The organism is Prevotella sp. (assembly GCF_036570325.1).
Lineage (GTDB): Bacteria > Bacteroidota > Bacteroidia > Bacteroidales > Bacteroidaceae > Prevotella.
Map to the genome: position 1 here is coordinate 1 of NZ_DATCYK010000078.1, position 12,766 is coordinate 12,766.

Below are 12,766 nucleotides of genomic sequence, written 5' to 3' on the forward strand. Positions count from 1 at the left end.
GTCAAACTTCCATTATAGCTAACAGACAACGCACCGTCGGGAGCTACTTTGGTCTCAATGACAATCACGCCATTGGAAGCGCGAGAGCCGTATATCGCCGTAGCCGCAGCGTCTTTTAAGATGGTTACATTCTCAATACGTTGAGGGTCGAGTTGGAGGATGCGGCTCATCGAAACAATAAAACCATCCAACACGAACAAAGGAGTATTGGGACGACTCGACACGTTATCCAACATCAAATCCATACTGTTAAGATTTGATGTCGTGCTTAAATTCTGGTCGCCACGCATTCTGAACTCCGGCGTAGCGTTAGGATCGGAACCCATAGAGTTGTTTTCCAACACCTTGAAACTCGGATCAAAGAACTGCAAACCTTTCAAGAAGTTGTTCGGACTCAGATTTCTGAGCTTTTCACCCGACACCTCCACGTAGTTACCCGTGAAGCTCGTCTTGCTACGTTTGCTCATACCGGTAACCACAACCTCGTCCATATTGATGGCGCCATCTGACTCCATACTAATTTTCATGTCGGGTTGTGACTTCAAAATCTGTATAGATTGCGTCTTATAACCTAAATAAGATACTCTGATGGAAGCCTTACGAGGAACATAGATGGAGAATTTTCCATCCACGTCGGTTACACTTCCACGAGTTGCATCTACATGTTGCGTGCCATTGGTAATAAGGATGGTCGCACCGATCAAGGCCTCGCCGGAATGTTCATCCCTCACAAAGCCTTCCACAAAACAAGTGTCTCCCGTTTCTCTTGCTACCTGATCTAATCGGTCATACGAAGATATGATAATACGATGGGTTTCATCATACTCTACCTTTACGTTCTGATTACCGATCAACTCGCCTATCACCTTATCCAAAGGCTTATTGGTTACATTCAAAGTCGTGGGCTTATCAATTCCCACGAGTGAAATTCCCCTGAATTCTATCTTTGCTCCCGCCGATTTAGCCACCAATTCCAACATAGCGCCTAAAGTGATATTACTTTTACGCAACGTAACGGGCGTGTCTTTCCATGTGGCTAAATTCTGTGCCACGACATGGCAGGGTGATAGAGTGAGAAGCACGACTAAGCATATAAGCCAGCTCTCTTTTAGCTTCTTCGTTTCTTTCATAATTATGAATTCTATCAAGATTGATTAATGATCTTTGTATTATAAGAAACTTCTGCGATAAGTTTCATTTTATTGCAGAAGCTGGTCGAGAACCTCCATATAGACTTTATTCTTATTATATTTCTCTTTATACTCCTTATATAATGGCATTACACGCTCTACCTGCTTACCATTACGAATAAAGTTGCACATCAATGTGTAAAGAGCAAAGTCGCGTTGCACCCCCGTATAGAAGCGTTTTACCTCGTCGTACATACCTTCCAACATCTGCGGCATGGCATAGGTAGCGTTCGTCTCCACGGCTTTTTTCTCACCCATATAGAAGCAATAGCGTATCAGGAAACCGGCATAATCGGGGCACATCATGGCTGCCGCGTCCTCACGTAGCTTAACTCCATCCATTAATTTCCAATATTCGCCAATGCCTTGCTCGGCTATAGCCTGATGGCGAACCTCCTCATACATCCTCGGATACTCCATCAACGACATGTAAGACGAGGCTTCCTGCTCAGCCTGAATGTAGTCAACCAATTGCTTGTCGGCCTTTCCTTGATACTTTGCTGCCAATGTTTTCACCGTTTCCAATAAGGTTTGGGCGTCGGTAACACGCTTCTGTGGCTTAATATCCAAGGCCACACAAGAGAGTAACTGCGTTTTGTAGTTCAACGAACGATAGGCTTGGCGCAGTTCCTGACGCATTTTATTGGCGGCAACGGCCTTTTCCGAACCGGAGTAAACCACATTACGGCTTTTTCCTTCCTGCCGAATTGTTACGTGAACGCTGTCACCGGCATTCATCAACACCTCGGTCTTACCATTGATAAGCATGACTATTGGTGAGAAACGAGTAGTAAAAGGATAAACGTATTGCTCCCCCGGATTGTTATGGAACTCCGCCGTCACGCTTGGAGATTGTATACAGTCATAATAGACAAGGTCCTGCTTATATCCATATATCTCCGAGCTTAATACAGTCTTGTTTTGTCCTTGCGCGAAGCCATGCCAACATAACATGGCGATAACAGTAAATAATTTAAGTTCTCTCATCTTTGTAAATTGTTTGATTTCCTATCTCTCAGAAAGCTACTCCTTCCAAGAGAACATAGTTTTGGTCCTTTGTTGATTTTATGAAAAAATGGAATATATCAATATTCGGTTTGTTGATAATAAACTAAAGACTATCTTTTATGCTTCTTTAGTTGCTACATAACGATAAGCCATGCGCTTCATGGGCGACTTAATATTCATCCATACAAAACTAAGGCTTCGTATCCGGTTAAACAGTCTCATACAAACATGCTTCTGCCATGAGCAATTCAATAGTCCATAATCGCTCATGATTAATTCAAGTTTACGTCTCAGATTAGATAAAATCAATAGATTTCGCTGCATATTCTCTCCCTTTCGTTCGTCTTGCCTATTCAGGCTTCATTACAATAGTGGCTTTATTTACTTTTCTCAAAAAAGCTTTCATAAATTGCAAAATATCATCTTCTGTTTGAGCGGCGACCAAATGCGCATAGTTCGCTCGACCATCTTGCCCATAACGATAATGCTTGTAGATAATATCGTCCCAATAACCATTGCCCTGAACGCCCGAGGAGAAGCGTCGCTCGGTATAGGCTTTCACCTTATTGAGCAAGTCAACATCTATCTTCTTTGCCATTTTAACAACCTCGTCATTGATGATTTGAAGAACTTGTTTCTCCATACCGGGCTTCATGGGGCACACTACGGCCAGCGTGTATATAGGATAACCTTGTGCCAAGGTAACCTCTCCCCTTACTTCACATGTATAGGCTGCCTGCGTTTGCTGACGAATTTTCTCAAGTAAAGTAGCGGAGAGCATTTGTCCTATCAGCTCCATTTGAATGGCGTTTTTTAAAGTATAGGGCAATTTTTCATGGTGCCATACGACATAGGCGTTGGTCTTTGGCACCTGCATTTTGCAAGTAAAGATATTCTCTACTTTATTCTTCTGAAATAGTAGGGGCCTACTTGCGTTGCGAGAGGTGGCCTTTGATCGTATCGAAGCTATGTAATGACAGAGCAATTGTCGCACTTTTGCATCGTCAAAGCTGCCAGTTATAAAAAACGTCCATTGACTCATATCACACGTCCGTTCCCGAACGATTTGCAAGATACGTTGATAATCGGCTTTCTCCAAATCACTCATGGTAAGTGAAGCCTGCCAAGGATCATGCTGATAAAGAGTGGCATTGATACTGTCTGTCATAATTCTATCGGGATCATGACGGCTTGTCTCCATCCAAGACTTTAATTGCGCGATCAAATTGTTAAAGGAATTATCATCACGGTGGATGTCGGTGAGGCAAGTATGAACCAATTGAAAAAGCGTTTCCACGTCATTTAACTCCGCCGATCCACTAATGCTCGTATAAAGATTATCCATCCCCATTTGGGCCTTGACATGCTTTCCCGCAAGCCACTTTGAAAGCTCCAAGGCCGTCAAATTGCCTAATCCACTAACCTGCAACGCATAATTAAACAACTTGATTTGGGGTAAGTCTTCTATTCCATAGGCTGTTGCACCACCCTTTCCCTCTGCCCTGAACACAATAGGTTGGGTCGGTATATTCGTTTTTTTCAGCAAAACGGTAGCGCCATTAGATAATGTCAGCTTGGTATAACCAAAATCTTTATTTTGCGATTCCTTAATAATGGTACCGGCTTCTATCTCCTTTAACTCTAACTCCTTGCTTCGTTTGACTTTTTCCTCGTAAGGAAGCAGTTTTTCTTGTCGGGCCGTTTTGACTGCGTTCAACAACTCATCGGCAGTAGGATAGACCACATTCGGCAACTCTCTGTTAAAATTAACGATAACCATGTTGCAGCCATCCAAAGAAAAAACATCGGATAGCTTTTTATTCACCGTGCTTCGGGAAACAGAAGGAATCACCTTTTGAAACACATTTCTCAAATAAGAAGTTGAGGGAAATACGGTTCCTTCCAAGAAATGAGCTTTGCAAGACTCAAACACTTGTTGATTATCTTGCACTCCCACTGACTTTATCAGTTCTTCTCCAAATACTTTCTTACAGTCAGCATATTCCGCTACGGTAAAACCATATTCCATGGCTCTCCTCACTTCAGTGACCGCAGCTTTCAAAGCTAAAGCTATCATTCCCGCTTCTTTGGGAACAACAGAAAGCTCAAGGGCCTTCTTTGTTTTAGCATTTATATAATCACCATCCTTCAAAGTGGCTCGGATAAAAGGACAACTGCCATGCTCGGCTCTCTCCGCCAACCGCTTATTCACCATAAATATGGCGGCGTTCAGCGCATAATTCTCCATCATGCCCCTTACTCTATTGTTCATAGAATCAGGCATGTTACCATACTTAACAAATAACTTTACGTGGCTTGTCTTTAATTCTTTATCCTTATCAATCACCACGATAGGCTCTTGATTATCAAATACAGGATAAAGCGTTACAGACGGAGAACTTATCGGATTACGAAGAGATGAGAACATCTTGCGAATAGCGGCCTCTACGTTATCAACATTGACGTCACCTACAATCACAAGCGCTTGGTTCGCGGGGCGATACCACTTACGGTAATAATCTCGTAGCTCATTGGGCTTAAACGAACGTACGATGTCCATAGAGCCCATTACCGTACGTTGGCCATATCGGCTATTAGGAAATAAGCGAGGAAGGTTTTTCTCTACCAATCTTTTACTTGCACTGTTACGCATGCGCCATTCCTCATAAATAACATTACGCTCATGGTTTATGTCTGTCTCATTGAGCGTAAGGGCACCAGCCCAATCATGGAGAATTAACAAGCAAGAATCTAATGTGGACTGTCTTCCTATGGGTACATTGCAGACTTGATAAAATGTTTCATCCAAACGTGTCGTCGCGTTCAGGTCCGTTCCAAACTGCAATCCTAACGACTCACAATAACTGATGAGGCGATTGCCCTCAAAATGCTTTGTCCCTTTAAAGCACATGTGTTCCAAGAAATGGGCCAGTCCCAACTGACTGTCTTCCTCTTGCATCGCCCCCACTTTCTGAACAATATAAAAATTGGCACGTCCTATAGCTTGCGTGCTATGTTTAATATAATAAGTAAGGCCATTTTCCAACTTTCCTACTCTCACAGCAGGATCCATGGGAATCACTTCATCCGGAGTCTGGGCGGACAAACTAAGCACACTTATCCACACAGCTATCAGAAAGGAACATAGTCTCGATACAGTCATTATTACGTTTTAAAATTTTTATTTCCTATTTCCTAATAGTTTTTGCGGCCTAAAGGTAAATAAGATACAGATAATTACCAAATTTTTAATCAAACTTTTATAAAATTCGATAAATTCTATCTACTTTTCAAAGTATTATCTATTAAAAATAAGTTATGCAACATTGTTCTTATAATCAAAATATAAAAACCTCTCACTAAAACCGAGATTATCTTTGAACTATTAAGATATACGAAATATAAAATGTAGAGAATAAAGCATAGGAATCTTATAAACAAGGTCCTACGCTAAATGAATTAAATTACAAAAAGGCAGAAAAAAGATAGACATAGCTTTCTCAATAAGGTTAGAAGAAACATTATGACAACCTCATCCCTTGCCAGATTTTAACAAAAAAACCGAGTAGAGCGATGTATTTCTTTGACGCGATTAAATATTTTATTATATTTGTCAAAAATAAAAGGCGAGTTGCCCCGCCTTATTTGTTTTCACAACGGAATAATCCTTATTGTGACTTGCTTGAAAATTATGGTGCAAATATAGCACTTGTATATAAGATAACCAAATAATATCTTTGAAAAATGAAAACTATTTTAGGTTTAGACTTGGGAACTAATAGCATTGGTTGGGCTAAAGTCTCTATGAATGACAATGGTGAATACCTGCACGACATTAAGTTAGGTAGCAGAATCATCCCCATGAGTCAGGATGTCTTGGGGAAATTTGACAGCGGTGTTACAGAATCGCAAACTAAAGAACGAACCAGATTTCGTGGTGCACGCAGATTGCGAGAGCGTTGTTTGTTACGACGCGAGCGTTTACATAGGGTGCTGCATGTCATGGGATTTCTTCCTTATCATTATGATCAAGCGTTAGGATGGGATAAAAAGAACGGAAAGACTTATGGTAAATTTCTAAATGGCGAAGAACCCAAATTGGCTTGGCAGCGACAAGAAGATGGAAGCATGAGATTTCTCTTCATGAACTCATTTGAAGAAATGTTGGCCGATTTTGCCAAGCACCAGCCACAACTTGTGGCCAATAGTCGGCGTATTCCGCTTGATTGGACAATCTATTATTTACGCAAAAAAGCCTTGACGCAGTCCATTGAGAAAGAAGAGTTGGCATGGATTTTACTCAATTTCAACCAAAAGCGAGGCTACTATCAACTGCGTGGAGAAGAAAAAGAAGAGATTCCAACAAAGCGAAAGGAATACCATGAACTAAAGGTTGTTAGCGTAGAAGCCTCTGATGAAAGAAAAGGTGGAAACACATGGTACAATGTACACTTAGAAAACGGATGGATATATCTTAGAAGCAGCAAATTTTCACTTGAAGACTGGGTTGGAAAGACAAAAGCGTTTATCGTAACTACAGATTATGAAACAGATGGAGTAACACCCAAAAAAGATAAAGATGGCAATATTAAACGATCGTTCCGAGCACCCAAAGAGGATGATTGGGAGCTACTCAAGAAACGAACGGAAAGCGATTTAGAGGCTTCGGGGAAAACAGTAGGCTCTTTCATTTACGATCATTTACTACAGCAACCCGACGACAAGATACGAGGATACTATGTACGCACTATCGAACGCAACTACTATAAAGAAGAGTTACAAGCCATACTTGAGCAACAACGCAAGTTTCACAAGGAGTTATACTGTGCCGACATGTTAGCCACATGTGCAGAAGAATTATATCCCAAGAACGAGGCTCACAAGCAAAGTTTATTGAAGCACGATATGATTTATCTGCTCATCACCGACCTACTATTCTACCAACGTCCACTAAAAAGTAAGAAATCGCTAATTGCCGACTGCCCCTATGAATATTATGAGTATGTAGATAAGCAGACCGGAGAGATAAAACGACAGTCTATCAAATGTGTAGCTAAGTCGAATCCTTATTTTCAAGAATTCCGTCTATGGCAATTTATAAGCAACTTACGATTGTTTAACCGTATAGATGATAAGGAGGTTACTAATCAATATCTTACTTCCGAGGAAGATTATGTACGTCTATTCACTTTCTTGAATGACCACAAGGAAATCGTACAAGATACATTAATGAAAGACTTTTTCAAACTAAAGAAAGTGATCATAGGTAACGAAAAAACTTATCCGGTAAGGTGGAATTATGTTGACGACAAGGATAAGAAATATCCTTGCAATGAAACACGCTATGAATTGTTAACAGCACTCGATAGAGCCGGCATGCCACACGAGTGGCTGAATAATCCCGGCCGCGAGTACAAATTGTGGCACTTGCTCTACTCCGTTGAAACGAAAAAAGAGGCTGAGGGAGCTTTACGCAAATGGAATGAAAGCGAAGAATTTGTCAACGCTTTCCTACGCATCAAACCCTTCAAGAAAGACTATGGTGCTTACTCCGAGAAAGCCATAAAAAAACTATTGACCATGATGCGCACCGGCAGACTTTGGCATGAGGAGGATATATGTGAACAGACTCGGGAGCGCATAGCCAAAATAGTATCAGGAGATATAGACGAACGAACTCGAGAACGTATGGGCAATGCCTATACATTGAACGAAATAGGCTGTTTTCATGGTCTACCTACGTGGTTAGCCTGCTATGTGGCCTATGGGCGACATTCGGAGAGTACAGACATAGAGCGTTGGGAAACACCCGAGCAAATGATGTACTACATACGTAACTTCAAACAACATTCCATGCGTAACCCCATTGTTGAACAGTGTGTGCTTGAATCATTGCGCACTGTGCACGACATTTGGAAAGAAGTAGGACATATAGATGAGATTCATGTGGAACTTGGGCGTAGCATGAAAACTCCCAGCGACAAACGCAAGCAGATGACGGAGAACATACAGAGAAATGAAAACACCAATTTGCGCATTAAGAGTCTACTCATGGAACTAAAGAATGATAATTCCATAAAAGATGTACGACCATATTCGCCCATGCAACAAGATATTCTCAAGATATATGAGGAGGGCGCACTACAGGAATTAAAAAAGGAAGACAAGGAGTTTGATGATATTTCCAAAATATCGCAAAAGGCTCAACCTACAGCCAGCGAACTGACAAGATATAAGTTATGGCTTGAACAAAAATATCGCTCCCCCTATACGGGCAAGCCCATATCCCTATCTAAACTTTTTACCTCTGCCTATCAAATTGAACATGTTATTCCCCAAAGTAGATATTTTGACAACTCTCTTTCCAACAAGGTAATTTGTGAGTCTGAGGTTAACTCCTTAAAGCGCAATCTATTGGGCTATGAGTTTATTAAAAAGCATTCTGGCGAAATTGTGCATTGCCCCACATTAGGCGATGTTAAGATATTTAACGAGGCGGAATACAAGGCTTTTGTTGAAGACCACTATGCAGGAAATAGATCAAAGAAAAAGAAACTTTTGATGGACGACTTACCTCAGGAGTTTTTACAGCGCCAAATGAATGATAGCCGCTATGTAAGCAAGGTTGTAATGTCGCTACTGTCTAATATCGTACGAGAAGATAATGAAGTGGAGGCTAACTCTAAGCATGTAATCGCCACAACGGGTGGCATAACAGACAAACTAAAGAAGGATTGGGGATTGAACGATGTATGGAACACAATTGTTTACCCACGCTTTGAGCGACTTAATCGTCTTACGGGAAATGAGCAGTTTGGCCATTGGGAAAATAAGGAGGGCAAGCACGTATTCCAAACCTCAATGCCTTTGGAATTACAACAAGGATTCAACAAGAAACGCATAGACCACCGCCATCATGCGATGGACGCATTGGTCATAGCCTTGTCATCGCGCAACATTATCAATTATCTTAACAATGTTTCTGCCAATGATACAAAGCAGCGTGAAGACTTACGCCAACTGTTATGTGAACAAAACAGAAAAATACGAAAACCATGGGCCACTTTTACGCAAGATACGATGGTTGCCTTACAAGCCGTTGTGGTAAGTTTCCGAAATTATGTGCGTGTCATCAATAAGGCCACCAACCATTATGAGCATTATGACACAAATGGGAAGAAGGCCAACATACCACAAAAAGGTCAGGACCTATGGGCGGTGCGCAAGCCCATGCACAAAGAGATTATCTATGGTCATGTGAATTTACATTACAAAGAACAACTCTCTCTATCTAAAGCTCTTGACACTGTACCTTCCATCTGTAACAAAGCACTACGCAAATACATCAATAGTCTGCTGGCTAAAAACTATAATAAAAAGCAGTTGGTAGCACATTTTAAGGACATGGACTATCACTGGAATGGAAAAGATATTAGTAAGATAGATGTCTGGACCTATACAGATGATAAAGAGAAAATGGTTGCCACACGTAAACCACTTGACACTTCTTTTGACAAAAAGCGTATTGAAAGTATTACCGATACCGGCATTCGGAAGATTCTTATTAGTTATCTTGAGGCTAAGGATGGTAAATCTGATATAGCATTTACTCCCGAGGGAATAGCGGAAATGAATAAGAATATAGCTCTATACAATAATGGCAAATGGCACCAACCCATTATAAAAGTCAGACTAATGGAGCCTTTGGGAGCTAAGTATCCTGTCGGACAGTCCGGGACCAAGAAGCAAAAGTATGTCGAAGCGCAATCAGGAACCAATCTTTATTTTGCTATCTATGAGGATGCAGATGGGAAGCGCAGCTACAAAACAGTACCACTAAATGAGGTAGTTGAACGTTTGAAGCAGAAATTATCGCCCGTAGAAGAATATAATAAAGATGGTGTACCCCTTAAGTTCTATCTATCCCCTAACGATTTAGTCTATGTACCAACCGACGAAGAAAAAGAAATGCACGATATAAAACTGCAGAGAGAAAGAATATATAAGTTTGTAGATTCGAGTGGAACAACCGCAAATTTCGTCCCACATACAATTGCATCCTTAATATATGCTGTAGATAAAAAAACAGCAGAGCAATATTGCCATAAAGATTTAATCCAAAATGAATTAGGCCTTGGCAGTCCACAATCTAAAAACCAAAAGGCCATGAGTGAAGAAATGGTCAAAGCAGTTTGTTGGAAACTCGTAGTAGATCGACTAGGCAATATTATAAAGGTAATTAAATAGCAACAGCCTATGATTAAGAAAACACTATGTTTCAGCAATCCCGCATATCTAAGTTTGCGTAATGCCCAGTTAGTAATTCACCTACCGGATGTGGAAAACAACGATACGCTACCCGAAATTATCAAGAAAGAAACAGAGCGTACCATCCCGATAGAAGACATCGGGGTAGTTGTACTCGACAACAAACGCATTACTATAACTACCGGTGCACTAGAGGCATTAGTGGAAAACAATTGTGCCGTCATCACATGCGATCAGCGCAGCATGCCGGTCGGTTTACTTCTAGCATTAAGCGGAAATACCACCCAAAACGAGCGATACCGCCATCAAATAGACGCTTCGTTACCTTTACGCAAACAATTGTGGCAACAAACTGTAAAACAAAAGATTCAAAATCAAGAGTTTGTTCTTAGAACCAATACTATACAAGAAACCAACTGTATGCGTATTTGGGCAAATGACGTGAGAAGTGGTGATCCAGATAACATGGAGGCACGAGCGGCAGCTTACTATTGGCGGAATCTCTTCCCAGAAATACCAAACTTTATACGTGACAAGGAGGGGAAGGCTCCAAATAATTTGCTCAACTATGGATATGCCATATTAAGAGCAGTTATAGCGCGTTCACTTGTAGCAAGCGGCTTGTTGCCGACATTGGGCATACATCATCACAATCGTTATAATGCTTATTGCTTAGCCGATGATATAATGGAGCCATATCGACCATACGTAGATCAGACTGTACTTAATATAATGAAAAAATATGGAATGACGGAACTCCTAACAAAAGAAGTCAAGAAGCATTTATTGGGTATTCCCATGTTAGACGTTGTCGTAAGTGGTAAACGAAGTCCACTGATGATAGCCGCTCTTCAGACTACAGCTTCTCTGTACAAATGTTTTGCAGGCGAACAGAGACATATCTGCTACCCAGAAATGTAAAATATGCACAACTTTGATAGATTAAGTGAGTATAGAGTAATGTGGATTCTTATTTTTTTGATCTACCTACAGATACAAAAAAAGAAAAGAAAGCCTATATAGGCTTTCGTAAGTTTTTACAGAAAGATGGATTTACAATGTTTCAATTTTCCATCTATGTACGACATTGCGCTAGCATGGAGAACGCAGAGGTACACATGAAGCGTATTCGTAACAACCTTCCACCTGCAGGTAAAGTTGGAATGCTTTGTATTACCGATAAGCAATTTGCCAACATACAACTATTTTATGGAGCAGTTGCTAAACGACCAAATACACCATACCAGCAATTGGAACTCTTTTAATCACATTGAACTTAGAAACATAAAATCCCATTTGTTTGAATGGGATTTTATGTTTTGTTGTATCTTTTTTTTACAACTCTTTTTCCTTTGTATATATCTCATAATCAATGGATAACATACATTGAGTTGTACTTGCTATTACAAAGATACTAATTTTCAAGCAAATCACAACTTAAACGATGGATCAAGTGGAAATGCTGCAGTTGTACTTGCTATTACAAAGATACTAATTTTCAAGCAAATCACAACCATATCTAAGTGTTCATTAATTAAAAATTGTTGTACTTGCTATTACAAAGATACTAATTTTCAAGCAAATCACAACGAAGACTACTTCCATCCTGAAATGGAAGACGTTGTACTTGCTATTACAAAGATACTAATTTTCAAGCAAATCACAACAGAGAAACATCCCTCTATCTTCGGTCAAGTGTTGTACTTGCTATTACAAAGATACTAATTTTCAAGCAAATCACAACAGGACATGAATCCTGACGAAAAAGTTGTTGTTGTACTTGCTATTACAAAGATACTAATTTTCAAGCAAATCACAACATATCCATATCTTCCGTGATAGAGCTACGCGTTGTACTTGCTATTACAAAGATACTAATTTTCAAGCAAATCACAACGCATACTTCTCACGGTACTTGGCGCACTGCGTTGTACTTGCTATTACAAAGATACTAATTTTCAAGCAAATCACAACTTCTTTCCAAACAAATCTCCAGAGAGGACAGTTGTACTTGCTATTACAAAGATACTAATTTTCAAGCAAATCACAACTGATAGTGTTATATTTAACAATCGTAAGGAGTTGTACTTGCTATTACAATTGAATTAGTCACGACTTAATCTGACAGTTACGCATAAAAAGAATAATTTTGTAACAGGAAACAGATTGAGTTATGACAACATCAGAAAAGGTCATCAAGAACAAACTGGGATTGCTTGAACTCTCCCAACAGTTAGGAAACGTATCACGTGCTTGCAAGATTATGGGCTATAGTCGTGACAGTTTTTATCGTTTTAAAG

Annotated in this window: 6 protein-coding genes, 1 pseudogene and 1 CRISPR repeat array; of the genes and pseudogenes, 4 read left to right on the plus strand and 3 right to left on the minus strand. The window is 40.2% G+C overall.

Features of this window, described 5'->3' with window-relative positions; translation table 11 throughout:
- The 3 genes from VIR50_RS08255 to VIR50_RS08265 form a co-directional block, all read right to left on the minus strand.
- Window positions 1–1,130 (minus strand): carboxypeptidase-like regulatory domain-containing protein (locus tag VIR50_RS08255; RefSeq protein ID WP_331934664.1); only part of this gene is annotated, 1,130 nt, incomplete at its 3' end.
- A 69-nt stretch (window positions 1,131–1,199) separates the two neighbouring features.
- Window positions 1,200–2,177, minus strand: coding sequence for a hypothetical protein (locus tag VIR50_RS08260; RefSeq protein WP_331934665.1), 978 nt, complete (start codon window positions 2,175–2,177; stop codon window positions 1,200–1,202).
- Window positions 2,178–2,547: 370 nt separating this feature from the next.
- The gene (locus VIR50_RS08265; RefSeq protein ID WP_331934666.1) at window positions 2,548–5,361 is read right to left on the minus strand and encodes a M16 family metallopeptidase; all 2,814 of its coding nucleotides are present in this window, start codon (window positions 5,359–5,361) and stop codon (window positions 2,548–2,550) included.
- Between the two features lie 581 nt (window positions 5,362–5,942).
- On the opposite strand from VIR50_RS08265, the gene cas9 reads away from it, so the two are divergent.
- The 4 genes and pseudogenes from cas9 to VIR50_RS08285 form a co-directional block, all read left to right on the plus strand.
- Window positions 5,943–10,445, plus strand: a complete 4,503-nt coding sequence (gene cas9, locus VIR50_RS08270; protein WP_331934667.1) for a type II CRISPR RNA-guided endonuclease Cas9 — start codon at window positions 5,943–5,945, stop codon at window positions 10,443–10,445.
- 9 nt (window positions 10,446–10,454) lie between these two features.
- Complete coding sequence (cas1, locus tag VIR50_RS08275) at window positions 10,455–11,387, plus strand: type II CRISPR-associated endonuclease Cas1 (RefSeq protein WP_331934668.1); 933 nt, start codon at window positions 10,455–10,457, stop codon at window positions 11,385–11,387.
- Between the two features lie 3 nt (window positions 11,388–11,390).
- Window positions 11,391–11,731: pseudogene (gene cas2, locus VIR50_RS08280) on the plus strand (CRISPR-associated endonuclease Cas2).
- A 125-nt stretch (window positions 11,732–11,856) separates the two neighbouring features.
- Window positions 11,857–12,517: a CRISPR direct-repeat array (repeat unit 47 nt; unit sequence GTTGTACTTGCTATTACAAAGATACTAATTTTCAAGCAAATCACAAC).
- A 122-nt stretch (window positions 12,518–12,639) separates the two neighbouring features.
- A partial coding sequence (locus VIR50_RS08285; protein WP_300949045.1) for a helix-turn-helix domain-containing protein occupies window positions 12,640–12,766 on the plus strand: 127 nt, incomplete at its 3' end.